This window comes from Arthrobacter sp. NyZ413 (assembly GCF_049390645.1).
Taxonomy (GTDB): Bacteria; Actinomycetota; Actinomycetes; order Actinomycetales; family Micrococcaceae; genus Arthrobacter.
In genome coordinates this window covers 2,883,020-2,909,068 of the sequence record NZ_CP155434.1, presented here as the reverse complement: position 1 = coordinate 2,909,068, position 26,049 = coordinate 2,883,020, and the positions used below count along the sequence as shown (strand labels likewise).

Annotated in this window: 25 protein-coding genes; 15 read left to right on the top strand and 10 right to left on the bottom strand. The window is 65.3% G+C overall.

Translation table 11 applies throughout. The features are described 5' to 3' along the window. The first annotated feature begins 68 nt into the window (after positions 1 to 68). Positions 69 to 1,847: a DEAD/DEAH box helicase gene (locus ABCW42_RS13575; RefSeq protein ID WP_423181724.1), complete on the top strand. Its 1,779-nt coding sequence runs from the start codon at positions 69 to 71 to the stop codon at positions 1,845 to 1,847. 62 nt (positions 1,848 to 1,909) lie between these two features. Here ABCW42_RS13575 and ABCW42_RS13570 read toward each other — a convergent pair whose 3' ends face one another. Beyond that, positions 1,910 to 2,536, bottom strand: coding sequence for an isochorismatase family protein (locus tag ABCW42_RS13570; protein ID WP_423181723.1), 627 nt, complete (start codon positions 2,534 to 2,536; stop codon positions 1,910 to 1,912). Beyond that, positions 2,537 to 3,865, bottom strand: a complete 1,329-nt coding sequence (locus ABCW42_RS13565; RefSeq protein WP_423181722.1) for a nicotinate phosphoribosyltransferase — start codon at positions 3,863 to 3,865, stop codon at positions 2,537 to 2,539. 212 nt (positions 3,866 to 4,077) lie between these two features. Between ABCW42_RS13565 and clpS the strand changes: the two genes are divergently transcribed. From clpS to rdgB, 6 genes are all read left to right on the top strand, one after another. Continuing rightward, complete coding sequence (gene clpS / locus ABCW42_RS13560; RefSeq protein ID WP_423181721.1) at positions 4,078 to 4,488, top strand: ATP-dependent Clp protease adapter ClpS; 411 nt, start codon at positions 4,078 to 4,080, stop codon at positions 4,486 to 4,488. Then, a complete protein-coding gene (locus ABCW42_RS13555) occupies positions 4,481 to 5,047 on the top strand; it encodes a DUF2017 domain-containing protein (protein ID WP_423181720.1) in 567 nt (188 codons plus the stop codon). The genes clpS and ABCW42_RS13555 overlap by 8 nt, the downstream gene beginning before the upstream one ends. 104 nt (positions 5,048 to 5,151) lie before the next feature. Then, the gene (gene murI, locus ABCW42_RS13550) at positions 5,152 to 6,204 is read left to right on the top strand and encodes a glutamate racemase (RefSeq protein WP_423181719.1); all 1,053 of its coding nucleotides are present in this window, start codon (positions 5,152 to 5,154) and stop codon (positions 6,202 to 6,204) included. Further along, positions 6,201 to 6,998: an MBL fold metallo-hydrolase gene (locus ABCW42_RS13545; RefSeq protein ID WP_423181718.1), complete on the top strand. Its 798-nt coding sequence runs from the start codon at positions 6,201 to 6,203 to the stop codon at positions 6,996 to 6,998. The genes murI and ABCW42_RS13545 overlap by 4 nt, the downstream gene beginning before the upstream one ends. A 43-nt stretch (positions 6,999 to 7,041) precedes the next feature. Then, complete coding sequence (rph, locus tag ABCW42_RS13540; protein WP_133204037.1) at positions 7,042 to 7,800, top strand: ribonuclease PH; 759 nt, start codon at positions 7,042 to 7,044, stop codon at positions 7,798 to 7,800. Then, a complete protein-coding gene (gene rdgB, locus ABCW42_RS13535; protein ID WP_423181717.1) occupies positions 7,797 to 8,447 on the top strand; it encodes an RdgB/HAM1 family non-canonical purine NTP pyrophosphatase in 651 nt (216 codons plus the stop codon). Before rph ends, rdgB begins: the two co-directional genes overlap by 4 nt. Before the next feature lie 137 nt (positions 8,448 to 8,584). Here the strand turns inward: rdgB and ABCW42_RS13530 are convergent, their stop codons facing one another. Further along, the gene (locus tag ABCW42_RS13530) at positions 8,585 to 9,349 is read right to left on the bottom strand and encodes a DedA family protein (protein WP_423184896.1); all 765 of its coding nucleotides are present in this window, start codon (positions 9,347 to 9,349) and stop codon (positions 8,585 to 8,587) included. A 103-nt stretch (positions 9,350 to 9,452) separates the two neighbouring features. On the opposite strand from ABCW42_RS13530, the gene ABCW42_RS13525 reads away from it, so the two are divergent. Continuing rightward, the gene (locus tag ABCW42_RS13525) at positions 9,453 to 10,454 is read left to right on the top strand and encodes an exonuclease domain-containing protein (RefSeq protein WP_423181716.1); all 1,002 of its coding nucleotides are present in this window, start codon (positions 9,453 to 9,455) and stop codon (positions 10,452 to 10,454) included. A gap of 19 nt (positions 10,455 to 10,473) precedes the next feature. Here the strand turns inward: ABCW42_RS13525 and ABCW42_RS13520 are convergent, their stop codons facing one another. Beyond that, positions 10,474 to 11,547, bottom strand: coding sequence for an ADP-ribosylglycohydrolase family protein (locus ABCW42_RS13520; protein ID WP_423181715.1), 1,074 nt, complete (start codon positions 11,545 to 11,547; stop codon positions 10,474 to 10,476). A 278-nt stretch (positions 11,548 to 11,825) separates the two neighbouring features. Between ABCW42_RS13520 and ABCW42_RS13515 the strand changes: the two genes are divergently transcribed. From ABCW42_RS13515 to ABCW42_RS13500, 4 genes are all read left to right on the top strand, one after another. Continuing rightward, the gene (locus ABCW42_RS13515) at positions 11,826 to 12,743 is read left to right on the top strand and encodes an MIP/aquaporin family protein (protein ID WP_423181714.1); all 918 of its coding nucleotides are present in this window, start codon (positions 11,826 to 11,828) and stop codon (positions 12,741 to 12,743) included. A gap of 139 nt (positions 12,744 to 12,882) precedes the next feature. Then, on the top strand, positions 12,883 to 14,058 hold the full coding sequence (locus ABCW42_RS13510) for an exonuclease SbcCD subunit D (protein ID WP_423181713.1): 1,176 nt from the start codon (positions 12,883 to 12,885) through the stop codon (positions 14,056 to 14,058). Further along, a complete protein-coding gene (locus tag ABCW42_RS13505) occupies positions 14,055 to 17,165 on the top strand; it encodes an AAA family ATPase (protein WP_423181712.1) in 3,111 nt (1,036 codons plus the stop codon). Before ABCW42_RS13510 ends, ABCW42_RS13505 begins: the two co-directional genes overlap by 4 nt. 114 nt (positions 17,166 to 17,279) lie before the next feature. Beyond that, on the top strand, positions 17,280 to 18,752 hold the full coding sequence (locus tag ABCW42_RS13500) for an MFS transporter (RefSeq protein WP_423181711.1): 1,473 nt from the start codon (positions 17,280 to 17,282) through the stop codon (positions 18,750 to 18,752). A 3-nt stretch (positions 18,753 to 18,755) separates the two neighbouring features. Here the strand turns inward: ABCW42_RS13500 and ABCW42_RS13495 are convergent, their stop codons facing one another. Further along, on the bottom strand, positions 18,756 to 19,490 hold the full coding sequence (locus ABCW42_RS13495; protein ID WP_423184895.1) for an IclR family transcriptional regulator: 735 nt from the start codon (positions 19,488 to 19,490) through the stop codon (positions 18,756 to 18,758). Positions 19,491 to 19,635: 145 nt separating this feature from the next. Between ABCW42_RS13495 and ABCW42_RS13490 the strand changes: the two genes are divergently transcribed. Beyond that, positions 19,636 to 20,172, top strand: a complete 537-nt coding sequence (locus ABCW42_RS13490; protein WP_423184894.1) for a flavin reductase family protein — start codon at positions 19,636 to 19,638, stop codon at positions 20,170 to 20,172. Positions 20,173 to 20,241: 69 nt separating this feature from the next. Then, positions 20,242 to 21,696 carry a 4-hydroxyphenylacetate 3-monooxygenase, oxygenase component gene (gene hpaB / locus ABCW42_RS13485; RefSeq protein WP_423181710.1) on the top strand — a complete coding sequence of 485 codons (1,455 nt, stop codon included), beginning with the start codon at positions 20,242 to 20,244 and terminating at the stop codon, positions 21,694 to 21,696. Positions 21,697 to 21,726: 30 nt separating this feature from the next. Here the strand turns inward: hpaB and ABCW42_RS13480 are convergent, their stop codons facing one another. Next, positions 21,727 to 22,386, bottom strand: coding sequence for a phosphoribosyltransferase (locus ABCW42_RS13480; protein ID WP_423181709.1), 660 nt, complete (start codon positions 22,384 to 22,386; stop codon positions 21,727 to 21,729). Positions 22,387 to 22,467: 81 nt separating this feature from the next. Here ABCW42_RS13480 and ABCW42_RS13475 point away from each other — a divergent pair, with 81 nt between their 5' ends. Next, positions 22,468 to 22,881 (top strand): MarR family transcriptional regulator, encoded by a 414-nt coding sequence (locus ABCW42_RS13475; RefSeq protein ID WP_423181708.1) that lies wholly within the window; start codon positions 22,468 to 22,470, stop codon positions 22,879 to 22,881. An 11-nt stretch (positions 22,882 to 22,892) separates the two neighbouring features. On the opposite strand, the gene ABCW42_RS13470 is transcribed toward ABCW42_RS13475, so the two are convergent. Genes ABCW42_RS13470 through ABCW42_RS13455 form a run of 4 tightly spaced genes read right to left on the bottom strand, consistent with a single transcriptional unit; the run spans position 22,893 to position 26,030 of the window. After that, positions 22,893 to 23,723, bottom strand: a complete 831-nt coding sequence (locus ABCW42_RS13470) for an alpha/beta fold hydrolase (protein WP_423181707.1) — start codon at positions 23,721 to 23,723, stop codon at positions 22,893 to 22,895. 4 nt (positions 23,724 to 23,727) lie between these two features. Continuing rightward, positions 23,728 to 24,057, bottom strand: a complete 330-nt coding sequence (locus ABCW42_RS13465) for a biotin/lipoyl-containing protein (RefSeq protein WP_423181706.1) — start codon at positions 24,055 to 24,057, stop codon at positions 23,728 to 23,730. Next, complete coding sequence (locus tag ABCW42_RS13460) at positions 24,050 to 25,081, bottom strand: alpha-ketoacid dehydrogenase subunit beta (RefSeq protein ID WP_423181705.1); 1,032 nt, start codon at positions 25,079 to 25,081, stop codon at positions 24,050 to 24,052. Before ABCW42_RS13460 ends, ABCW42_RS13465 begins: the two co-directional genes overlap by 8 nt. Continuing rightward, positions 25,074 to 26,030: a thiamine pyrophosphate-dependent enzyme gene (locus ABCW42_RS13455; RefSeq protein ID WP_423184893.1), complete on the bottom strand. Its 957-nt coding sequence runs from the start codon at positions 26,028 to 26,030 to the stop codon at positions 25,074 to 25,076. Before ABCW42_RS13455 ends, ABCW42_RS13460 begins: the two co-directional genes overlap by 8 nt. Positions 26,031 to 26,049: the final 19 nt, after the last annotated feature.

The following is a 26,049-nucleotide window of genomic DNA, read 5'->3' as shown; positions in this document are numbered from 1 at the left end:
TAGCCTGAGTCTTTGTTTCTGCCCCAGCGTGATCCTGCGCATCCGGAACAGATTGGTGTTAATTCCGCATGACCGAAACCCTTTTCGGCGGCCCCGCGCTGCCTCCTGCCTACCCGGAGCGGGCTGCGTGGGGAACTGCCCCGAAGCTTCGCGCCTGGCAGCAGGAAGCTTTGGACCTGTATATGAACGCCAGTCCCCGGGACTTCCTGGCGGTGGCAACGCCAGGCGCCGGAAAGACCACCTTCGCGCTCCGCATCGCTTCCACCCTGATCGATAACGGAACGGTGAACCGGGTGACGATCGTCGCCCCGACCGATCACTTGAAGCGGCAGTGGGCGGATGCGGCGGCAAGGGTGGGCATCGCGATCGACCCCAACTTCAAGAATTCCGACGGCCAGCACGGCAGGGGATTCATCGGCGTCGCAGTGACCTACGCCCAGGTGGCCAGCAAGCCCATGCTGCACCGGGCCAAGACGGAAGCCGCCCGGACCCTGGTAATCCTCGATGAAATCCACCACGGCGGCGAAGCATTGTCCTGGGGCGACGGCCTTCGGGAGGCTTTTGACCCCGCAGCGCGGCGCCTCGCCCTCACCGGTACACCGTTCCGCTCAGATACCTCGCCCATTCCGTTCGTCGAGTACGCCGAGGACCGCGACGGTATCCGGCGCTCGAAGGCCGATTACACCTACGGCTATGGAAACGCCCTGAAGGACCACGTCGTCCGTCCGGTCTTGTTCATGGCGTACTCGGGCCAAATGCGCTGGCGCACCAGTGCCGGTGACGAAATGGCCGCATCCCTCGGAGAAGCGGCTGTGACGAAGGACGTCACCTCCCAGGCGTGGCGCACCGCCCTGAACCCGAACGGCGAGTGGATCCCCGCTGTCCTGGCGGCGGCGGACAAGCGCCTCAGCGAAGTGCGGCGCACCGTACCCGACGCCGGCGGGCTTGTGATCGCCACCGACCACGAGGACGCCCGCGCCTACGCGGGACAGCTCAAGAAAATCACCGGCCAGTCACCCACCGTCATCTTGTCGGACGATTCGAAGGCTTCGCACAAGATCGAGGAATTTACTGCCAGCGACAAACGCTGGATGGTGGCCGTCCGCATGGTGTCCGAAGGCGTCGACGTTCCCCGGCTTGCCGTCGGGGTCTACGCAACCTCCACCTCCACGCCACTGTTCTTCGCGCAGGCTGTGGGCCGCTTCGTCCGTGCTCGTAAGCGCGGGGAAACGGCTTCTGTCTTCTTGCCGTCCGTGCCACCGCTCATGATCTTGGCCAACTCCATGGAAGCCGAGCGCGACCACGCGCTGGACCGGCCCGAGAAGGAAGATCCGGACGGACTCTTCAACCCCGAAGAGAGCCTTATGGATGAAGCCAACCGTGAGGAGAAAGCTTCGGACTCCCTGGAAAAGGGCAAGTTCGAGGCACTCGATTCCCAAGCGTCATTTGACCGCGTGCTGTTCGACGGCGGCGAGTTCGGTACGGGAGCGGATATCGGTTCGGAGGACGAACTGGACTTTCTCGGCATTCCAGGCCTTCTTGACGCTGAGCAGGTGGGAACCCTGCTGCGGCAGCGACAGCACGACCAGCAGTCGCGCAAGAAGCGCCAGGGCGCCTCGTCCGAACCCGCGGCGCCGACCGTTCCGGACCACCGCATGCTCATGGACCTTCGCAATGAGCTCGCCAAGAACGTCTCCGCCTGGTCCGCCAGGACTGGCACGCCGCACGGCGTCGTGCATACCAAACTGCGCGAGGTGTGCGGAGGACCGGCCGTTGCCCAGGCGAACGAAGCACAACTGCAGGCCCGGCTCCGGAAGCTCCAGGACTGGTTCGTCGGGCGCAAGTAGCCCGGCGGAACTGTAGGTCCGGAGGAACCGGGTCCGGCGGAACTGTAGGTCCGGCGTCCGCGTCAGCCCTGGCTGAGCTCTACGCCGTTCTCTTCGAGTTCCGCGTAGGTGTCTGCGAGGTCGTCGGCGATCCCCGCCGTGAGGTCACCGATCACTGTTACGGCGTAGCCGGCCTGGACGGCGTCGAGGGCGGTCGCTTTGACGCAGTAGTCAGTGGCGATCCCCACCACCACGACGTCCTCCACGCCGTGGCTTTGCAGCCAGTCATCGAGCCCTAGAGCGTCTTCGTCAGCCTCAAGCGCAGGGGCACCGCCGGGAGTGAGTTCGCCGGTGGGCACTTCGTCCTCGGGAGCCAGGACCCCTTCGAATCCGGAGTAGGCCGCCGTAAATTGTCCTTTGCGGAAGTAGGCCTGGATGTACTCGACGTCCAGGTCAGGGTGGAGTTCAGCTCCCTTGCTTCCGGCCCGGCAGTGCGGAGGCCAACTGTCCACCCAATCCGGAGTGTCCGAAAAGTGGCTGCCGGGTTCCACATGCCAGTCCTGGGTGGCCACGATGTGGTCGAACTGCTGGTAGTGGGTGTCGAGGTACTCGCTGATGGCCGCTGCCGTGGCCGCGCCGCCCTCCACCGGGAGGGAACCGCCTTCACAGAAGTCGTTCTGGACATCGACGATGATCAAGGCGCGGGACATTCAGTCCTCCTCGTAGATGGTGGGGATCGCCGGTTCGCCGCGTTGCAGCCTCCGGACCACGGGCGGGAGTTCGGCCATGGTGTCTGCGTGCCGCTTTTGTGCCCGGACCACGCCCTCATGTCCGGTCCATCCCGGGAGCAGTTCGCCGTTCTTCACAAACTGCTGGAGGAGGGGCCTGTCATTGCCGTCGTCTTCCGGCGGGTGTCCGATTCCCACGACCTCGTGCGTCGCGATTCCGTGCTCATCGAGCTTGCGGAGGGCGTACTTGCGGCCGCCGACGCTCGCCTTGTTCATCGCGGCTTTGGCCACGGAGACGAATTCGCCCGCGTCGTTGGTACGGCTCACGAGTTTGTAGACCATGCTGGCCGTCGGGGCTCCCGATCCGGTGACCAGGGACGTGCCGACGCCGTAGACATCCACGGGTGCCGACTGCAGGGCAGCGATCGCGTATTCGTCGAGGTCTGAAGTGACGACAATCCGGGTATTGACGTTTCCGAGGTTGTCGAGGAGTTCGCGGACCCATTGCGCCTGGGCGACGAGATCGCCGGAGTCGAGGCGGACTGCGCCGAGTTTATCCCCGGCGAGTTCGACGGCGGTCCGGACCCCGGCGTCGACGTCGTAGGTGTCCACCAAAAGGGTGGTACCCGGGCCAAAAGCGGAGATCTGGGCTTCGAAGGCCTCGCGCTCGGTATCGTGCAGGAGCGTGAACGAGTGGGCCGCTGTGCCCACCGTCCGGATCCCGTAGCGCCGGCCGGCTTCAAGGTTGGAGGTGCTGCCGAAGCCCGCGATGACGGCGGCGCGGGCTGCCGCCGTCGCCGATTCCTCCTGGGTACGCCGGGAGCCCATCTCGATGCAGGGGCGGTTCCCCGCCGCGCTGGTCATCCGGGAGGCCGCCGAGGCGATGGCGGTGTCGTGGTTGAGGACGGAGAGGACGTACGTTTCGAGGATGCATGCTTCCGCGAACGTCGACTCGACGATCAGGATGGGGGAGTGGGGGAAGTAAGCTTCCCCTTCCGGGTAACCCCAGATGTCGCCGGAAAACCGGTAATCCGCGAGGTAATCGAGCGTTTCCTTGTCCACGACTTCGTGCTGGTCCAGGAAGGCGAGTTCGGCGTCTCCGAACTTGAAGTCCTTGATCCCTTCCAGGAGGCGGCCCGTTCCGGCGACGATCCCGTAGCGCCGGCCGTCGGGAAGGCGACGGGCGAACACTTCGAAGACGGAGCGCCGGTGCGCCGCACCCGAGCGGAGGGAGGCTTCCAGCATCGTCAGCTCGTAGTGATCGGTGTACAGCGACGTGCGGGGGTGGTCCCAGGCAACGGATCTACTCACGAAATTTACTCTAGTCCCCACCGGCTCCCTCGTCTCGCTCCGCTCGACGCGGGGCCCTCGCCGTCGTGGCCCCACCCACCGGCTCCCTCGTCTCGCTCCGCTCGACGCGGGGCCCTCGCCGTCGTGGCCCCACCCACCGGCTCCCTCGTCTCGCTCCGCTCGACGCGGGGCCCTCGCCGTCGTGGCCCCGTCCCTCGCCTTAGAATGGACAGATGACCACTACCGTTGCCCCCGGGCGTGCCTCTGGCATCTGTACAGGAACCAACGCAGTGACGGACGCAGGCTTAAAGGGAGAAGAACGCACGGATCTCGCGCAGGAATCGGCTACCGACCTCCTCACCGCGGCGGACGTTCCATGGAACCTGGTGATCTGGAATGATCCCGTCAACCTCATGAGCTACGTGAGCTACGTGTTTCAAAGCTACTTCGGCTATTCGGAGGCCAAATCGAACAAGCTCATGTTGGAGGTCCACAGGAAGGGCCGGTCCATCGTCGCTTACGGCGGCAAGGAACAAGTGGAGCAGCACGCCGTCGCTATGCACGGCTACGGGCTGTGGGCCACGGTCGAAAAGGCGAGCAGCAGTGGAGACGGCCAAGGACGGAAGGGCGGTTCGCGTGGCTAAGTCCTTCAAGTACGGACTTAAAGGCATCACGGGCCACCTCGAACCTACCGAGCGCGAACTCCTTCGCGGCCTAGTGGACGACGTCATCTCGATGCTCGAACCGCCGTCGTCGGCCGATGAGGACCCGTTGACCGCCCTGATCGGCCTCGACATGAACGTGCGGGAACCGTCCGACCGCGCCTTGCTGCGGCTCTTGCCGAACGTCATGAAGAACGACGGCGCCGCGTCCCTCGAGTTCCGGCAACTCACCGAGCGTTCCCTGCGGGAGAGCAAAATCGGGGCGCTCCGGGCGACGGCTATGGGCTTGGACCGGAACGACCTCGTACTCACTCCGGAGGAGGCGAGGCTGTGGTCGATGGCCTTGAACGATGTCCGGCTCGTCTTGGCCGAACGCCTCGACATCCGCGATGAAGCCGACGCGGACCACGTGCACACCATGCAGGATTGGTCACAAGCGGACGACGTCGAGAGCTACTTGGCGTTGGTTTACAACTTCACCACCTGGCTCCAGGAGTCGCTGGTCCAGGCCATGATGGCCTCGATGGACCGGAAAGGCTAAGGCGGAGACGGCGCGCCCGCGTCCTTCCGTGTGACAAAACAGACACGAGGGCCGGACCACAAGTCATGGCTGCCGCTCATGCCTTGCCTTATTCTCTAAGAATCATGAACTCAGCATCGGATTTGGTATCTGACGGAAAGGGCGCCGCCACGGCGCCGGAGTCCTTACACGACAATGCGGACAAGGCTTTGCTGGGATCACGGCCCATCGGTGTCTTCGACTCCGGCGTGGGCGGACTCACCGTCGCGCGGTCAATCATCGACCAATTGCCGAATGAGTCGATCATCTACGTCGGGGACACCGCGAACGGCCCGTACGGACCGTTGCCCATCGCCGAAGTCCGGGCCAACGCGCTGGGTGTCATGGACGAACTGGTGGATTCGGGAGTCAAGCTCCTGACCATAGCTTGCAACTCGGCGTCGGCCGCGGTGTTGCGCGATGCCCGGGAACGTTACACGGCGCGCTACGGAATTCCGGTGATCGAGGTGATCCAGCCGGCGGTCCGGCGTGCCGTCGCCGCTACGAGGTCCGGGAAAATCGGCGTCATCGGCACCTCGGCCACAGTGGGTTCACGGGCTTACGAGGATACTTTCGCCGCCGCTCCCGACCTCGACATCACGTCCGCTGCCTGCCCGGAGTTCGTGAGTTTCGTGGAAGCCGGCATCACCACCGGTCCCGCACTCCTGGCTGCCGCGCACGAATACCTCGAACCGCTCAAGGCTGCCGGAGTGGACACCGTGGTCCTGGGGTGCACGCACTATCCGCTGCTCACCGGCGTCATCTCGTATGTCATGGGCGAGGACGTCACCTTGGTATCCAGTGCCGAGGAAACCGCCAAGGATGTTTACCGGGCGCTCGCCACCCACGGGATTCAACGCAGCGATTCCGGCCAGCCCCGGCACGACTTCATGGCCACGGGCGATGCGGCCCAATTCGAAACCCTTGCCCGGCGCTTCCTCGGTCCCGAGGTGCTCTCGGTCCGCCACGTGGACCACGTCGCGGCCCAGTACCCCACAGGAAGCCTCGCGCGGATCACCCCGGAGATGCTGGAGGCCGCACGCGCCGGCGGCCAGCACGCGAGGACGTCCAACTTCGTTTCCCCCGCACCCTTTGCCGGGAATGAATTCGGCGCATCACGCGGGGGCCGCATCCAGTGAAATTGACCATTGTTGGCTGTACGGGTTCATTTCCAGGGCCGGGATCGCCTGCGTCGTGCTACTTGCTCACCGCGCACGATGGTGAGCGCAAGTGGAAAATCGTCATGGACCTGGGCAGCGGCGCCTTGGGGGCCATCCAACGCTACACGGACCTGGAGGACATCGACGCGATCTTCCTCACCCACCTTCATCCGGACCATTGCATGGACCTGTGCGGACTGCACGTGGCGGTGCGTTGGAAGCCGGGCGGCTGGGGCCGCGACAGGATCCCCGTGTGGGGTCCGGCCGCCACGGCTGACCGCATGGCCACGGCCTACGGCTTGGAGCTGGACCCGGGAATGCATGAGGAATTCGATTTCACCAATTGGAGTGAGCGCGAGTCCGTCAGCCTTGGGCCCTTCACGGTGACGCCGTACGCGGTTAACCATCCCGTCGAGGAAGCCTACGCCCTGCGCGTGGAGGTTACGGAGCCGGACAAAGACGGCCTGCCCCTCACAAGGGTGCTGGCTTATTCGGGAGACACAGACTCGTGCCAGGGCCTTGAGGATGCCGCGCGGGACGCCGATCTCTTCCTGTGCGAGGCAGCATTCGAGGAAGGGCGCGACGACGGGATCAAGGACGTGCACTTGACTGGCAAGCGCGCAGGACAAGCCGCCACCGCCGCGGGCGCCCGCCGCCTGCTCCTGACCCACATCCCGGTGTGGACCTCGCAAACCAAAGTCATGGCCGAGGCGAGGCCCGAGTTTTCCGGTGATGTCGCCGTCGCGGTCGCGGGAGTCCACTACAGCGTCTGACATGGGAGTCCGAGCGGGGCCGCGCGATCGCTAAGCTTGCAGTATGACTTCCGAAGCCACATCTGTCCCCGTCATCCGTGCCGACGGCCGCACGCCCAACCAGCTCCGTCCCATCAGCATCACCCGCGGTTGGTCCAAGCAGGCCGAAGGCTCGGCCCTGATCGAGTTCGGCAACACCCGGGTCCTGTGCACGGCTTCCCTCACCGAAGGCGTTCCGAGGTGGCTCAAGGGCGAAGGCCGCGGCTGGGTCACGGCGGAGTACGCGATGTTGCCGCGTGCCACCAACACCCGTTCGGACCGCGAATCGGTCAAGGGCAGGATCGGTGGCCGCACCCATGAGATTTCGCGACTGATCGGCCGTTCCTTGCGCTCGATCATCGACACGAAGGCGCTGGGCGAGAACACGATCGTCCTGGACTGCGACGTCCTGCAGGCCGACGGCGGAACGCGCACCGCGGCGATCACCGGCGCCTACGTGGCGCTCGCCGAAGCGATCCGCTTTGCCCGCGAAAACAAGATGATCTCCAAGAACGCCGAGCCGCTCACGGATACCATCGCGGCTGTGTCCGTGGGAATCATCGACGGAATTCCGATGCTGGACTTGCCGTACGTTGAGGACGTCCGAGCGGAAACCGACATGAACGTTGTGGTGACGGGCTCCGGGAAGTTTGTTGAGGTCCAGGGAACGGCAGAAGGGGCGCCGTTCGACAGGGATGAACTGAACGCGCTGCTTGACCTCGCGCTCATCGGAACCGGCGAACTCGCGGCGATCCAGCGCGAAACCCTGGCGGAAGCCCCGTGACCGGGGCAGGAACAGCCCAGGAGCCGCGGCTCGTTCTCGCCACGCACAACCAAGGAAAACTTCGCGAACTCAGGGACCTGCTGAGGGACCAGATACCGGGCCTCGACGTCGATACCCAAGTGATCGACGCTGCCGCCGCGGGAGCTCCGGACGTCGCCGAAACCGGGGTGTCGTTCGCGGAGAATTCCCTGCTCAAGGCGCGGGCCGTCGCTGAAGCTACCGGGATCGTCGCAATAGCGGATGATTCGGGCCTCGCCGTCGATGTCCTGGGCGGCGCCCCGGGCATCTTCTCCGCACGCTGGTCCGGCAGGCACGGCGACGACGTCGCGAACCTGGAGCTCCTGCTTGCGCAGCTTTCGGACGTCCCGGATGTCCACCGCGGCGCGGCGTTTGTTTGTGCGGCAGCCCTCGCTGTGCCGTCAGCAGACGACGGCGGCGGTTTTGAGACCGTCGAGTACGGCCAATTGGAAGGCGTCCTCCTGCGCGAACCGCGCGGTCAGGGCGGGTTCGGCTATGACCCGGTCCTGCTGCCCCACGGACTGGACCGCAGTTGCGCCGAGCTCAGCCCGGAGGAAAAGAACGCCATCAGCCACCGCGGCAAGGCATTTCGCGCCCTCCTGCCGGCCATTGTGGCGGCGCTGCGCTAGCCAGGCACGAGGCCCCAAATAAGGGCCAGACCAAAGAGAGGCGCCAGCCCAAAAGAGAGGCGCCAGCCCAAACGAGAGAGGCACCCTGCGGACGGGGATCCGTCCGCAGGGTGCCTCTCTCGTTAAGAGTGCCGGTCCTAGTGCTCGCCGCGCTTGCCGGCCTCCTGTTCCTCGGCGAACCCGGACTCGGGGCTTGCGGCATCGCCCGTGGCCTTCCGCTTGGCCAGGACACCGCGGATGACCTCGACGGCCACCGGGATCACGGAGATCAGGACGATCACGATGAAAATGATGTCCAGGTTGTCCTTGACCCACGGGACGCGGTCGCCCAGGACGAATCCGAGCAACGTGACCCCGCCGCCCCAGAGGACGGCTCCAATGACGTTGAAGAGGAAGAATTTGCGCTTGTCCATTTGGGCGACGCCCACGATCACCGGAACGAACGTCCGGATGATCGGCACGAAGCGGGCCATGATCAGGGCCTTGCCGCCGTGCTTTTCAAAGAAGGCATGGGCGCTTTCCACGTTTTCGCGCTTGAACAGCTTGGAGTCGGGCTTGTTGAAGAGGGCAGGGCCTGCCTTGGCCCCGATGAAGTATCCCGACTGGTTGCCGATGATCGCCGAAACGACAATAAGGGCCGCGAGAGCCCAGATATTGAACTTGATGGTGTCCGTGGCCACGAGCAAGCCGGCGGTGAAAAGCATTGAGTCGCCGGGCAGGAAGAATCCCACCAGCAGCCCCGTCTCCGCGAACACGATGCCGCACACGAGCAGGACCACCCAAGGGGCCAGTGCGGGGTCGGACAAAAAGATCTTAGGGTCCAACCAGGAGGGGAGGAGCGAGGACATATGCGGCTGCACCGGTCCTGCGCCCCCCAGAGCGGATACGGCAAAGTCGTTTATCGCAGAAAGGGTCACCCTTCAAGGGTACGGGACATCCGGCGTCGGGCCGTTGGCGTCGCGCGGCGAAACCCGGGCGGGGCCGGGGCGCCTGTAACCTTGACGGGTGGCATTGGACTTTACGGCGATCGACTTCGAAACTGCGAATGGCTTCAGGGGCTCGCCGTGTTCGGTCGGGTTGACCAAGGTCCGTGGCGGAGTGGTGGTGGAAGAAGCCTCCTGGCTCATGAGGCCTCCGGAGAACCATGACCACTTCGACTTCCACAACACCCGGATCCATGGCATCAGGGCCGAGGACGTCGCGGATGCCCCGCGTTTCGCCGAGGTTTTCCCGGAAATCGGTGCGTTTATCGGGGAAGACATCCTGGCGGCCCACAACGCCGCATTCGACCTCGGCGTCATCCGTTCCGGCCTGGAAGTGTCCGGACTACCCGGCCCGGCATACGAGTACGTCTGTACCGTGATGCTGTCCAGGCGCTGCTACTCCCTGGTGTCCAATTCCTTGCCTTACGCCGCCGAAGAGGCAGGCGTGCCGCTGGTGAACCACCACGATGCCACGGAGGACGCAAGGGCGTGCGCCGGTATCCTGGTGGACATCGCGCGCCGCAACAATGCCAACAGCATCGCCGAACTCTATTTGTCGCTTGGCTTGTCCTTGCCGGTGCAGCCGGCATTCCGTCCCGGCGAAGCGTTGTCGAAGCAAACGCTCGCCGCGCTCGCAGCCGTCGGGACCCGCCGCGCTCAGCCGTCCGCCGCGGGAAACGGCCGAAGCTGGAGCAGTTGGCCCGAAGAAGGTTTGAATCCGGAGCCCAACCCCGCCGCGGAGCCGAGCCACCCGTTGTTCGGCCAGACAGTGGTGTTCACGGGCGAGCTCGGCATTGCCCGGCCAGATGCGAAACAACGGGCGGCGGAGATGGGCGCGCGGCCCGAAAGCCGCGTGACGGGAAGGACGACAGTCCTGGTGGTGGGCGATGGTTTCGTGGCGGGTGATCTTCGCACGGGCCGCCTTACGGGCAAGGCCAAGCGGGTCCTCGAACTCCATAGCCGCGGGCAGCAGATCGAAGTGCTGTCCGAGGGCGAATTCCTCCAGATGGTCGGCGGAAGCTAGGACGATCGCGCGGCAGCGGCTATCCGAGGGTGACCGCGACCAGCCGCTGGGCCATTCCCCGGATGATGTCCTGGCCCTCAAGGTGATCAAGCCATTCGGATGGCAAACCGGCTTCTCCGTAGAGCGCGCCGAGGATGTTGCCCGCAATCGACCCCGTGGAATCGCTGTCGCCGCTGTGATTCACCGCCACCGCGACGGCGCTGCGGAAATGGCTCGCCGGATCTCCCTGTGCGTCGGCCGTCGCCAAAACCGCGTAGAGCCCGACGGCGAGTGCCTCCTCGGCCACCCGACCCTCACCGAGCCGGGCTGTGAGTTCCTCCGGGCTGAGCAGCGATCCCGACGCCGACAATTCGAGTGCGGCGCGCAAACGCTGCGGGAGTTCCGCGGCAGCGTCCGGCAACGCCTCCACGACGTCGAGCGCGTGTTCGGCTGCCGCCCGCACTTGAGAACCCGCGGCCACTTTGTGGATCAGGAGGCTGAATGCGCCAGCGCTCTGCCTGGCTGAAGGGTGGCCATGAGTCAAGGCTGCGCCGTCCGTGCTGAGTTTGTAGACGGCTGCCTCGGAAATATGCGGGACCAGCCCGAACGGGGCGGAGCGCATCACCGTGCCGCAGCCCTTGGCGTCCGGATTGACGGGACGGGCAAGGGTGCCCATCTCGCCGGTCCCGAGCCCGCTGAGGCAGGCCTTTCCGGGATGCCGGGCGTGCTTGAGGACTTCGTGGCCATCAATCCACCGCGGTTGCGGGACGGGAGCGGAAGCCGGGAGGGCGACACCTTGGGTCCCGAGCCATCGCAAGTAGGCAAGCCACAAGCACGCGGCCTCGTCCGCGGCCACGCCGCCGTTGGCCCATTCGAGGGCCTCCACGAGGCCGTCCACGGTGTACAGCGTCATCTGGGTGTCGTCCGAAAAGTGGCTGCCGCCGTCGAGCTGTTGAAAAGACGTGAGCCCGGCGGCGCCGTAGCGTGAGCGGATGGCGGCGACGTCGTCGAACTCGACTGCGTAGCCGAGCGAATCGCCCAAGGCGCCGCCCAACAGGGTGCCGTGGATGCGGGACTCGAACGACGGCACGGCGGGGGACGGTTCAGCACTCATAGTGGTAAATCTACCGTGGGCCGTTCGCCTCCCCGCCCGACCAAAGTTTTACGGAGGAAGCGCCTGCCCTTTTTGATGGTGTCCATCATTGCGCCCGGTTGCTCCGCGGTCGCCGCAATCGCATGGGGCGGCTAGGCTCTGATACAGGAAGTATCCAGACTCGGCTGACAGGATGCTTCAAGGCACCTGCGCCAACAACGCCGCGCCATGCCGTGGAACGCGCCTCCGCGAACGTCCGCCGGACTCCGACTCAACTTCGATTTAGGGGAACTTTCGATATGACCACCACTGCGCCCAATTCCTCCCCCCGCGGGACCGGGCTCATTGCCCGTGCCTGCGCTGAAGCATTGGGGACGCTGTTCCTTGTGGTCATCGGCCTCGGTGTCCTGATCTTCATCAACCCCCAAGCCGTTCCCGTCCCTGCGCCCCTTGCCAGTGGCCTTGCCGTCGCGGCGGCCATGCTTGCATTCGGCTTTGTGTCGGGCGGCCACTTCAATCCGGCGGTCACCGTCGGCCATGTAATCGCCGGCCGCCTCAAGCTCGCCGACGGCGGCGCCTACTTGGTGGCCCAGGTCATCGGGGCGTTGGCGGGTGCCTTGGCGATCTACGCCGTCGTGCGGTCCGTGCCCGGGATCACCGACAGCCGGACCGTCTTTGACACCGCGACTTCCGGTTTCGGCACGCATTCCAGCTTCCAGGTCGCCTTCTGGGGCGTGGCCTTGGTGGAGATCCTGGGCGCAGCCCTCCTGGTGGGGGTCTTCCTTGGGGCCACTGCCCGTCGTAATCCCGCCAGGGTTACCGCGCCGTTTGCGGTGGGCCTGACCGTAGCCGTGCTCATGCAGCTTGGCCAGTCCACCGGCAACCTCGCCTTCAACCCGGCCCGCGCCACTGCGTCCGCGATCTTCAGTTCAAGCTGGGCGGCGGAGGAGCTGTGGCTCTTCTGGGTGGGGCCGTTGGTTGGTGCCGCGATTGCGGGCTTGCTTTTCCGGGTTTTCGGCGAGCCGGCGCGCATCGTCGAATCCTGGAACGGCGAACCCGAGGTGACCGACGAGGCGGCCGATGACGAAGAAGTGCCCGACGACGAACCCGGCGTTGGTGCCGAGGGCATCAGCGACGCTTCGGTACCGTCTGTCGAGCCCGCACCCGAGCCTGAAGCCGATCCTGCCCGCGACTTCTTCGACGGCAAGCGTCGCTGACGCCGGACGTCCATCCATAAGTTACGGGGCGCTGCCGCCGCGCCCGGATCGGGGTCCCGGAAAGGACAGCTGGGGGCAGTTGCGGCCCATGCCGCCGCGCCGTGCCAATAATGTCGGTGGCTCCCGTTAGCGTAAAAATATGAAGCTTCTGCACACTTCGGATTGGCATCTCGGCCGCTCGTTCCACGGGGTCGGGATGCTGGACGCCCAACGCGACTTCATCGAGCAGTTGGTGGCATTCGTCCGCGAACGTTCGGTGGACGTCGTGTTGATTGCCGGTGATGTCTACGATCGCGCCCTCCCGGCGTTGGACGTCGTGAAGCTTCTCGATGACGCTTTGGTGAGGATCACCGATGCCGGCGCCAAGGTGGTCCTGACCAGCGGTAACCACGATTCCGCGATCCGGCTCGGCTTTGCTTCGCGATTGCTTGAACGCGGGGGAGTGCATCTGCGGACCCGCGTGGAGGATCTTCATTCTCCGGTGCTCTTTCCGCTTGAAGGCGAAGCCGGGGAAACGGCCATGCTCGCGGTCTACGGCATTCCGTACCTTGAACCGCGGCTCGTCGCGGACAAACTCGGCGTCGAGGCAGCGAGTCACTTTGAGGTGACACAGGCCGCTGTGCGCCTGATCCGCGAGGATCTTTCCCGGCGAAGCGAAACCGGTCCCGTCCATTCCGTGGTGCTTGCCCATACCTTCGCGAGCGGGGGAATCACCTCGGACAGTGAACGCGATGTGAGCATCGGCGGCTTGGGCGCGGTGCCCCTGGACCTGCTTGACGGTTTTGGGTACACGGCTTTGGGCCACTTGCACGGGCGCCAGGAATTGGCCGGGCACGTCCGGTATTCGGGATCGCCGCTGGCATACTCGTTTTCCGAAGCCAAGCACCGGAAGGGCGCTTGGCTGGTCGAGGTTGGCCCAGGCGGCGTAGGGAACATCGAAGAGGTCCTGTGGAAGGCGCCGCGTGAGCTTGCGGTCCTTCGCGGAAAGCTCGGCGAACTCCTGGAGTCCGCTGAACACGCGTGGGCTGAATCTGCGTATTGCCAAGTCACCCTCACAGATCCCGTGCGGCCGGCACAAGCGATGGAGCAGGTTCGTGTCCGCTTTCCTGACACGCTTGTCCTCAGCTTCGATCCCGAGGGCGCGGAAGGAAAATCCAAAGCCAGCTACAGTTCCAGGATCTCCGAAGCTGAAGACGACCTCGGTGTGTGTTGCGGCTTCCTGGATCACGTCCGGGGAAGACCCGCAGACGAGGCGGAGCAGCGGGCGCTGCTGACGGCCCTGGAAGCGGTGCGGTTGGAAGGGGCGGAATTGTGAGGATCCATCGCCTTGAGATCGCGGCTTTTGGCCCTTTTGCCGACGAACAGCGGATCGACTTCGATCACTTGGGAGCGCAAGGGCTATTCCTCCTGAACGGTGCCACCGGTGCGGGCAAGACCAGTGTGCTCGACGCCATCTGTTTCGCCTTGTACGGCTCGGTACCGGGCGCGCGTCAAGACGGCAAGCGACTTCGCAGCGACCACGCGGCCCCGGCTGCCGAGCCTAGGGTCGTATGCGAATTCTCGGCCCGCGGGAGGCGTTTCGAAGTGACCCGTTCGCCGGCCTGGGAGCGTCCCAGCGCCCGGGGACGCAACGGCTTCACCACACAGCAGGCGAAAACACTGCTTCGCGAACGCGTGAATGGTTTTTGGGAAGACAAGACCTCACGCAACGATGAAGCCGGGGCCGAAATAACGGACCTCCTCGGGATGGACAGGGAGCAATTCACCCGCGTAGTCATGCTCCCGCAAGGGGACTTCGCCGCCTTTTTGCGATCGAAGGCCTCGGACCGGCTTGACCTGCTCCAGAAGCTCTTCGGGACCCAGCGCTTCGAAGCCATTGAGCGGCAACTCTCGCTCCAGGCCAATGCTGCCCGTGCTGAGGTGGAGGAACAACGCTCGGCACTCCAAGTGCTCTTCCAGCGCGCGGAATCGGAGTTCGCGCAACTGGGCATCGACGCCGGAGCTGCGGGCCAGGATCTTGGGAGCCAGGATTTCGCGAGCCCGGATACCGCGGACCAGCACCGGGGCAACCAGCACCCGGAAAGGGAAGCCACTGGTGCGCGGGAACCCCTCCCGGCCGAAGCCGCACCGGAAGCGCGGCTCGAGGAGCTGGAGGAGCAGGCGCGCGCTGCGTCTGCGGAGCGGGGGGATGATTCCGCTGCCGCCGAAGTCGTGCGGCTTCGGCTCGCTGACGAACTCGCCTCCGCCCGCGAACGCGTCCAACGGCATTCCAAGCTCGACGCCGCCACCCGCCGGCGTGAGGCGCTCACCGAGCGTGCGGCCGACGTCGAGGAATACCGGGACCGCCTTGGCCGGCATCGGAAAGCGGCCGTCCTCGGCGGGCATTTGGAAGCCGCGGACCGTGCAGCCGGCGCTTTACGGGCTGCGGAATCGAAGGCTGAACTCGCCTCGGCGAACCTTCGTGGGGCGGGCTTGGACCCGGGCCAGTCCGCTGTAGCCCTGAGCGGAATCCAGGAAACAATGGCCGTCCTGGAAGCCCGGATCGCGGACGAAGGCCAGCTTGAGGACATCGCCAAACGGCTTCGTGACCTCCAAGCCGCCGCCGAGCGGCGGGACGTGGCCCGAAAGTCCAGGACCGTCGCGTTGGAAGGGCTGCGCACCCAGAGCCTGGCTTTGGAGGGAGAATGCGCACTCCTGGAGGAGGCCGCACGGAACTTGCCGCTGCGGGAAGGCGAACTCGCCGCCGCGCAAAACACTGTCGCCGTGGTGGCCCGCCATGCTGCCGCGATCGAGTCCCGCTCCGTCGCCGGTAAGGATCACGCGCTCGCCCGGGCGCTTTCGCAGGACCTTCGCCAGGAGTGGCTTGACCTGCGCGAAGCCCGTTTGGCGAACGCAGCAGCCGAGCTCGCGGCGAAATTGCGCGACGGCGAAGCATGCATGGTGTGCGGGAGCGGGGACCACCCGGCCCCTGCGCCTGCCGGACCAGCAGCCCTCGCGCTCGCCGAAAAGGAGCAGGCCGCGCACGAGCGTTATGAGCAAAGCGAACACGAGCTCCTCCAGGCAGCGGCCGAACTCGCTTCTGCCGAGCAAGAGGTTGCGGTTCTCGCCGGCCAGGGCGGAGGCGTCGATCCGAAGGTGGCTGCGGACGTTGAAGCCGCGGCGCGGGAGGCCTTGGCGTCCACTCGGTCCGACGTTGAAAGGCACGCACGATGCAAAGAGGAACTTGCCTCGGCGGCAGCCCGGGTTGAAGGCTTGGAAGAAGAGCAGGACCGGGAGGCCACGGCTGCCGCCCAGGCAGACTCGGCCATGCGGCTGCTCAGGGAACAACAGGAATCCCTCGAAGCCCTGCTTTCCGGACTTCGCGCGGACTTCCCCGATTTGCGGGGAAGGATCGACGCCCTGGCACGCCAACGGGATTTACTCCAAGCCGCCGTCGCCGCTGACCGCCTGGTGGAGGCCGCCCGCGAATCCTTGGAAGATGCGTCCGCAGCGCTGGGCCGTGCACTTTCGGTCAACGGATTTGAAGACGCAGAAACTGTTCGGCGCGAAATCCTCGAGGACAACGAAGCCGGTTCGCTGGAGAAAGCCATCCGGGATGCAGAGACCGAAACCGCCCGGCTTGCGGAGCTGTTCGAATCGGAAGACCTTGTCCTCGCCGCCAAGGAAGCCGGGAACGGGGAGCTGCCCCTTGGCCCGGCAGAACTCGCCGCCCTCGAAGGCGAAACAGGGCAAGCGGAGGAAACGGCGCGTCGGCTCGCACTCGCGGCAGGCCTTGCCACCAGGACCGTGGCGAGCCTTGCGATGATCCGCGGGCAATACCTCGATGCAGCGGACGCTGGACGCGAACCCCGCGAGCGTGCCCGGATGCTCACGGACCTGGCCGATACCGCGCGTGGGTCGGGCAACAACGCCTACAAGATGAGCCTCAACAGCTACGTCCTGGCTGCCCGCCTCGAGCAGGTCGCCGCTGCCGCATCTGAACGGCTCGTTGCCATGAGCGATGGCCGCTACACGCTTCAGCACACGGATGCCAAGGCGGCAAGGGGAGCGAAATCCGGGCTTGGCTTGGAAGTGGTGGATGAGTGGACCGGCCAGCGCCGGGACACCGCTACCTTGTCCGGCGGCGAATCATTCATGGCTTCGCTCTCGCTGGCATTGGGGCTCGCCGATGTGGTCCAACAGGAAGCGGGCGGCGTGGACATCGAAACTCTGTTCGTTGATGAGGGATTCGGCAGCCTTGACGAACAGTCCCTGGAACAAGTGATGGATGCCCTTGAGGGCTTGCGTGACGGTGGCAGGGTAGTGGGGCTCGTCAGCCACGTGGCCGACATGAAGCAGCGGATCACTAGCCAACTGCAGGTCCTGAAAGGCCGGAACGGATCCACAGTGCGCATAGTCGACGCAGCAGCGGTAGCCGCCTAGGAACGCCGGGCCCGAACCTCCGAAAGCCGGGCCATCGGCTAAGCTTGGAGGGTTATACCGGGTCGCGCGCATCGGGAGGAGGGACGATGCGCACCCTTCAGCGAGCCTGGAAAGATGAACACCACTCCACAAAACGCCGCGGCTACTTCCGCGTTCACACACGCAGACACTCTTCAGTCAACCGTTGATCCTGAAGCCTCCTCTGCTGCCGCTACAATTCACGGCACTCCCGCTGCACCTCGCCGTTCGCGCCTGCCAGGCCGCTTCGCGAGGCTTCCGGAACTTGCCGGTAGCGGCTTCCTGCCGTTGGGCCTTTTCGCCAGGCTTCCCCTCGCCATGCTGACCGTTGGCACGCTGACCCTCGTGACCGCCGTCAGCCACTCCTACGCCATTGGAGGCATGGCCGCTGGAGCTGTCGGAATCGGATCGGCTGTAGGTGCGCCCATCCTCGGTTCGCTGGCCGACAGGCTGGGGCAACGATCCATTCTCCTCGTTGCGGCCGCGCTCAATACCGCGATGGTTGTGGCACTTTTGCTGGCGGCCTACCTGACCCCGGGGTTCGACGCGCCAACAGATCCGATCGCCACGCTCCTCGCGGCGTTCCTGGCGGGCGCGAGCTGCCCACAGGTAGGGCCGATGGCGAGGGTCCGTTGGATGGGCCTCACTACCCGAAACCTCACCCGAAACGCTTCTGCTGGACCGGGGAACGACGCCGGACGTCCAGCTCCGGGTCCGCTCGGTCCGGCGGCCCACAGCGTTGCCGGAAGCCGGGCAGACCTGGATACGGCCCTGTCCTACGAAGGAACGGCTGACGAGATCACCTTCGTCCTCGGGCCGGCCCTGGTCGGTCTCCTCGCCAGCCTCTTTGCGCCGTGGCTGCCGCTCGCGCTGGCAGCAGCACTCACCGCCACGCTCGTTCCCGCGTTCGCGGTCCATCCCTCCCACCTCGCGGTGGTGCCGCCCCGGCGAAAGGCGACGGCCGCCGTCGGGCACGTCCGGGGTGGAACCAAGCCGGGCGTGCGCTCGCGGGCACTGGCGAAGGTGGCTATTCCGGTCCTTGCCATGGTGTGCATGGGAACGTTTTTCGGTGCCACGCAGAACGCATTGAGCGCGTTCTCGGCGCAATTCGCCACAGCGGAAATCGCAGGACTGATGTATTCCGTCGTCGGTCTCAGCTCCGCCGTGGCGGCGTTGTCGGTTGCCTACTGGCCCCGGCGTTTCGGGTTTGCCGCCCGCTGGGTGGCAGCCGCGGCCTTGATGACGGCGTCCTCGCTGTTGTTGTTCCTGCCGTCCGGGATCTGGCCCATGGTCGGCGTGCTCCTGGTCCTGGGAATTCCCGTGGGTCCCGTCATGGTGACGGTCTTCAGCATCGGGGGAATAGTGGCGCCGGACGGTCGCCTCGCTACCGTCATGACGGCGCTCGCGAGCGGAATCGTTGCCGGAACTGCGTTGGGCGCTTATCTCGCCGGGCAGTTGGCGCAAGCTCAAGGACCTGCCGCGGCCTTTGCGGTATCTTGTGCCGCGTCGGCTTCGCTCCTGGTCCTCGGAATCGTGGCCGGCCTCATCCTGGGACACAAGAAGGCATAGCCCCTAGGCGAGCTGAGACTCGATCCGGGCAGCGCTCGCGGCCAGGGCTTCCCCGACGGCGGCCTGGTCCTGTTCGCGGCGGATGTAGACGACGGCGATGGCAGCAGGCCTGCCGCCCGGAACCAGGATCGGGGCGGCGAGGGAAGACAAGCCCGCGATGACTTCGTCGTGGCTCGCCGCGTAGCCGAGTCGTCGCGCTTCGAGCGCCTCGTGCCGATACGGAATCCCCGGCACACGGTCAGCCCACTCGCCCTCGCTCATGGTGGACTGTATGGCGATTCCAGGGGCTCCCGTATTCACGGGGTGGCGTGTTCCCGGATGCTGTGCCAGGGTCGCGGCGGAATGGCGCGGTTCGACCGTGACGAGGGTGACGCAGTCCTGATGGTCCCACACGGCAACGAAGGCAGTCATGTTCAGTGTGTTGGCAAGCTGGGTCAATTCGGGCAGGGCCGCGGTCTGGAGGTCGCGGGAGACGCCGCGCGCCAACACCGCCAAACCTGGGCCGGGCTGGACACGTCCGCCGTCGTCACGGATGAGGAGGGAGTGGTCTTCCAAGGTGCGCAGGATCCGGTAGGCAACGGAGCGGTGGACACCGAGTGCAGCGGCGAGTTCGGCGATGGTCAAGGGATGCTCCGCGGCGGACAGGATTTCCAGGGCCTGGATTCCACGGGAGAGGGTCTGCGAAGGCGAGGCGGCCGCCGTCGTTTCCTGTGGCTTCTTGGTAGCGCTGGGAGACATCATGGGCTCCATCCTATGTTGGCGGTATCCTGCAACCGGCCGCGTGTTTCGCGGGTTACCGCCGTCTTGTGCTGTGCTTGGCGAAAGACTATGGTCTATATGAGAATATAGTGTTCAACTATAGAACATTCAACAGGGATCAATGATGATTGCCAAGTCCAGCCATAACGCGGAAACCGGCGCCGCGGGCCGCACCACGCGACCGCGGGAACACCATTTCCGCGGAAGCCTGGGCCGGTTCGCCACGGGAGTCGCGATCGTCACGTTCGATGGAGCCACCAAGAGGCACGGCATCACCGTCAACTCCTTCACCTCGGTGTCCATGGAACCTCCACTTGTGCTCGTCAGCATCGCCCGCTCCACCAAAGCCCACGACGAACTCGCCGGGCGCCCGTTCAGCGTCAACATCCTTGGCGCGGAGCAGAAGCAACTCGCCCTCCACTTCGCCGGCCGCCCGGGCCCCGATCCCGTGTGGGTGGAAGGCGCAACCGCTCCGCGGCTCTCAAACGTCCTTGCATATTTCGAATGCACGCCGTGGGCCGCTTACGACGGCGGAGACCACACGCTCTATGTCGGCGAGGTTGTCGACTTCAACTACCGGAACGGCGATGCGCTCGCCTTTGCCAACAGCTCCTTTACCACCATCCCGGAAAGCCAGCTGGGAATGGAGGAGCTTCTGTAACCGCTTGGCACTCCCGCCGCGCCCATCGCCCGCGATGGGCATTCAGCCTGACCAGCATTGGAGACGACCATGGGAATCCGGACCGGACAGCAGTACTTGGACAAGCTCAATTCGATGAACCCGCACGTCCTGATCAACGGCGAGATGGTTACCGAAAAGATCGCGGACCATCCGGCTTTCAAGAATGTGGCTCGCAGCTATGCGCAGCTCTTCGACATGCAGCATGACCCCAAGTACGCGGACGCACTCACCTACGAATCCCCGTCCACGGGAGACCGGGTCAGCGCCTCGTTCCTGGTGCCGCGGACCAAGGCAGACCTTGAGCACCGGCACGCGGCCATCCGCACCTGGGCAGAGTATTCCAACGGATTCCTGGGACGAACCGGGGACTACATGAACGGAGCCCTCACCGCGCTCGCGGCCGCGGAAAAGTGGTTTGCGCAGGCTGATCCAATGTTCGGCGAGAACATCCGCCGGTATTACGAGCACTGCCGCGAGAACGACCTCCTCGCCACCCACACGCTGATTCCACCACAGGCCAACCGGTCCGTGTCCGGCTCCGAACAGCTTGGCGGCCAGTTGTCCGCCAGGGTGGTTGAGGAGCGGGAGGACGGAATCGTCATCCAGGGCGCACGCATGCTCGCCACGATCGCCCCCATTGCCGACGAGCTCCTGGTCTTCCCCTCGACCCTCCTTCGCGCCACGCCCGAGGACGCCCCCTACTCCTACGCCTTCGCCCTCCCGAACGATGCACCGGGCATGCGCTACCTGTGCCGCACGTCCCTGTACAACGGTGGAAGCACCCATGATGAACCCCTTGCCGGCCGCTACGAGGAAATGGACGCCGTCGTGGTGTTCGACCACGTCTTCGTTCCCAACGAGCGTGTCTTCATGCTCGGCCACCCGGAGCTGTGCAACGCCTTCTATTCGGAAACGGGTGCGGGCGCCCTCATGACGCATCAAGTGGTGACCCGGACCATCGCGAAAAGCGAGTTCTACCTGGGCCTTGCTTCGGAAATAGCCGCGTCGATCGGCGTCGACGGTTTCCAGCACATCCAGGAGGACCTTGCCGAGCTCATCGAAACGGTGGAGATCGGCAAAGCGCTGATCGTCGCCGCGGAGGCCCAGGCGGCACCGAGCCCGGATGGTGTGCTGCTGCCGCACTGGCCCACCCTGAACGCCGCCCGAAATTGGTACCCCAAGGTTGCCCAACGTTTCCCGGCCATCATCCGGAAGTTCTCGGCGTCGGGACTCATGGCCCTTCCGGGAGAAGCGGACGTCGCCAGTGAGGCTTTGCCGGACATCGAGATGTACCTGCAGGCGAAGACGCTGACCGGGCCCGAGCGCGTGCGGCTCTTCAAGCTTGCCTTCGATGCCAGCATTTCCTCGTTCGCCGGGCGTCAATCGCTGTATGAGTACTTCTTCTTCGGCGATCCCGTCCGGATGGCCGGCGCACTGGTCAACAGCTATGACCGCGAGCCCGCCCGTGCCAGGGTCCGGGAATTCCTCGAGCGTAAGGACTAGCGCACAGGACCAGCCCAGGGAGCGGGGCGGTCAGGGTTGTCCGGCCCGCTCGAGCAGGCGCACGGCGTCGTCGTCCGTGAGTTGCTCGAAATGTTCGTAAAACGCGCCCACGGCATTGAACCGGCCGGGGGTGTGGAGGCTCATTACGAGGTCGCAGACGCGGGCGATGGATGCCTGCGCCTCCAAGGAAGACACGGGAACCGCTGCGATGACCGTCGCCGCGCCGGCAGCCCGGACACCTTCGACGGCGGCACGCATCGTCGCGCCGGTTGCCAGGCCGTCGTCGACAAGGACGGCGGTCTTGCCCTCGAGGTTGAGGTTGATGCCGGGATAGGTCCTGGCGCGCCTGAGGAGTTCTCCGCGCTCGCGCACCTCCACGGCATCGAGGGATTCCTGGGTGATTCCGTGCTGGAACATCCGTTCGGCAAGCGGCCGGTTGACGATCCGGACCACCCTGCCGTTGGACCAGGCGAGCGCGCCGAACGCTGTCTCCTCCCGCCCGGGCATGCCGAGCTTGCGAACCAGGACGGCGCCATAAGGCTGGCAGAGGTCGACGGCGGCCGCGGCAGCTACGGGAATCCCCCCGCGCGCGAGGCCCAGCAGAATGGTGTCCGGCCGCTCCCGCAGTTGGGGAAGACCTGCAGCAAGCCGGCGGCCCGCTTCAGTGCGGTCCTTGAAACGCATGCCCATTCGTCTCACTTCCACGTAATCCGGCGCTGAATCAAGCCTACCTTTCTTGCCGGGACCGCTCTCCACTGCCACGATTGCCGTGTGAACAAGCCCATCGGTTACTGGATCAAACGCCTGGACGCCGCGCTGGAGGGGCATCTTGACGCTACCCTGGCGAGGCTGAAGCTCACCCGCAGGCAATGGCAAACACTCAAAGTGCTTGCCGAGTCCCCGCTCAGCCCCGGCCAGTTGGAAGGCATCCTTAATCCCCTCTGGGGTAGCGACAAGCGGCGCCGCGAAAACGAATTGGCCGCTTTGGTGGGGCACGGCTTGATCATCATGATCGACGAGCGCATCACCCTCAGCGAATCGGGCCATGCCAAGTACCTCGAGGCACAGCGGATCGTCGAAGAATCCCGCAAGGACCTCTCGATGGGGATTGGCATCGACGAGTATGCCATGGCCCTCAGTGTCCTGGAGCGCATGACCCTGAACGCCGAGCGGCTGACGCGTTAAGCGGGTCCGTCCTAGGCGCCGAGGAAAGCCACCGCGGCGTCCTTGAAAACCCTGCTGGTCACGGCGTTGGTGTGGTTCCGGCCGGGGACCAGCAGTTGTTCCGCGAGTCCTCCGGCGTTGGCAGCAAGTTCGGCCAGCGCAGGCATGGTTGTTGCCCGTTCGTCTTTCTCGCCCGCCACCAGCAGCATCGGCATGTGGGGGACAGCTTCGGCGGGATCGAACGGTTCGCTCTTGACGGCTTCGATCAGTGAAAGCAACGCGAAAAGGTCGTTGCTGGGCAAGAGCTGCGCCATCTTGAGCAATCCGGCGGTGGATTCGTCTTCGATGGGCGTTCCGTCAGCGAGGTAGCGCTGGGCGGCGAGGAGGTCGAAGGACGCCAGGGGATCCTCCTTGTTGGGACCTCCAAGTACCAGCCGGTGTACGAGTTCGGGCTGGGTTGCCCCGAACTCCCAGGCGAGCCGGGACCCCAGGGAGTATCCAATGACGTCGAGACCGCTGGAAGGATCGCCGGGACGCACCGGGCGGGCTCCGGCGTCGAACACTATCTGCAGGAGATCCGCGCGGATCCGGCTGGGGGAGTACGAATCCAGGTCCTCGGGTGAAGCGCTGCGGCCATGTCCGGGAAGATCCACGCTGATGACCCGGCGGCCCGCGCCCTGGAGCGTTGAAATCCAGCCGGTGTCAACCCAGTTGAGCTTGCTGGACGAAGAGAAACCGTGAATCAGCAGGACGGGACGCAACCCGGCGTCGGCACCTTCGGCGGGTTCATGGACTTCCACATGCAAGTGGGGGTCCGTTCCTTCCACTGTGTGAGTGTGCTCTCCTGTGTGCCTGCCGCTCATGGTGTCAGTCCTCATCAAGTACGGTGCTCAGGCGGACCCGGCGCTTGGGTGCGTCATCCTTTGGAACAGTGCCCACGATGCCGGCCGTGTTGTCCGGCACCTCGAACACCACCAGCGGCTCGCCGACGTTGATCGTTTCGCCCGGCTCACCGTGGATACGGATCACTTTACCCGCCTGCGGGCTGGGCAACTCGAGTGCGGACTTGCTCGTTTCCACCTCGACGAGCGGCTGGTTCCGCTCCACTTGGTCCCCGGGCGAGACGAGCCAGTCGAGGACAGTTGCTTCAATGAGGCCTTCGCCGAGGTCGGGCAGGGGGAAGCTGATTTCAGCCACGTCGATACTCCAGTACTCGTTGGATCCCCAAGAGGATGCGGTCAATATTCGGGATGTATTCGTCCTCCAGGTCGCCGGAGGGGTACGGCACATCGAAACCGGTGACCCGCTCGACCGGCGCCTTGAGGGTGTCGAAGCAGTGTTGCGTGATCAGTTGGGCGACTTCGGCGCCTAGTCCGGAGGTCAGCGGAGCCTCGTGCACGACGACGGCGCGGCGCGTCTTCCCGACGGACCTCGCCAGGGCGTCGGCGTCGATCGGCTTGAGCCAGCGCAAGTCCAGGACTTCGACGTCGATGCCGTCCTCCGCGGCGAGTTCAGCCACCTGCAGGCAGCGGGCAACCATGGCGCCCCACGCCACCAGAGTGAGGTGGCGGCCCGGCCGGACGATGCGCGCGCCGCGCAAGGTACCGCCGTCGCGCATGTCGACTGCGCCCTTTTGCCAATAACGGGACTTGGGTTCCATGAAGATCACCGGGTCCGGCCGGGTGGCCGCGAACTTGAGCAGGTGGTAGGCGTCATGCGCGTCGGAAGGCGAAACAACCTTGAGCCCGGGAACGTGGGCGAACAACGCCTCGAGGCTTTCGCCGTGGTGTTCCGGAGCGCGGATGCCGCCGAAACTGGGCACGCGGAGGGTCACGGGCATGGGAAGCTTGCCGCGGCTGCGGTAGTTCATCCGCGCGATCTGGCAGACGATCTGGTTGATGGCCGGGTACGCGAAACCGTCGAACTGGACTTCCGGGATGGGGTGGAAACCCGCCATGGCCAAACCGACAGACATGCCGAGAATGCCCGATTCTGCGAGGGGCGTATCGAAAACGCGGGCATCGCCGTGCTTTGCCTGCAGCCCGTCCGTGATCCGGAAAACGCCGCCCAAGCGGCCGCAGTCCTCACCGAAGACCAGGGTTTTCGGATCGGCGGTGAGGACGTCGTCCAGCGCGCGGTTGAGCGCTTGCTGCATGGACAGGTGCTCTACTTCGGCATATTCGACGGCGGCGTCGAGGGTGGCGGTGGTGCTCTCAAGCATGGTCGGACTCCTCTCGCCAGCGGTTGGCCTGGGTTTCAAGGGACGGGGTGGTTTCCTGGAAGACGAACTCGAACATTTCGCTTCCGGGCCGGGGGCCGAGGGCTTCGATTCCGGTCCGGATGGCTTCTTCTTCGGACCGGGCGGTTTCGTGGGCGGCCGCGAAGAAGCCGTCGTCGGCGATTCCTTCGGCCAGCAGGCGCTTCCGCAGCCGTTCCAAGGGGTCTTCGCCGGCGTCGATGCGTTCGTCGTCGAGGCTGCGGTAGCGTCCCGGATCGTCCGCGGTGGAGTGCGGGCCGCGGCGGTAGGTCATCGCTTCGACAACCATGGGTCCCTGCCCGGTGCGGGCGTGGTCCAAGGCGCGACGGGTGGCCTCGTAAACCGCGACAACGTCGTTGCCGTCCACTTGGATGGCCGGCATGCCGTAGCCGGCAGCCCTGGCGGAGACCGAGCCGCCGGCTACTTGCTTTTCGGTGGGGACGGAAATCGCCCAGCCGTTGTTCTGGATGAAGAAGACAACAGGGGCGTTCATCACTGCGGCGAAGTTCATCGCTTCATGGACATCGCCCTGCGACGAGGCGCCGTCGCCGAAGTAGCTGAGTGCCACGCCAGGGGTCCCTTGGAGTGTTTGGCCGTGGGCCCAGCCGACGGCGTGGAGGACGGACCCGGCAACGACCGCCTGGATGGGTGCCAGCCGGCTTTCCTGCGGATCGTACATTCCGCCGTGCCACGTGGCCTTGTGCGTGGACATGTACGCGACCATGTCCACGCCCATGGTCCTGGCGACGCCCATCTCGCGGTAGGTCGGAAAGGCGAAGTCACAGTCCAGGTCCAGGGCATACGCGCTGCCCACCTGTGCTGCTTCCTGTCCGAGTTCCGGGGCGTAGCCGGGAATGATGCCTTGGCGTTGCCAGGCAACGGCGGAGGTGTCGAGGAGCCGGACAGCGGCCATGAGGGAGTACAGCTCCCTG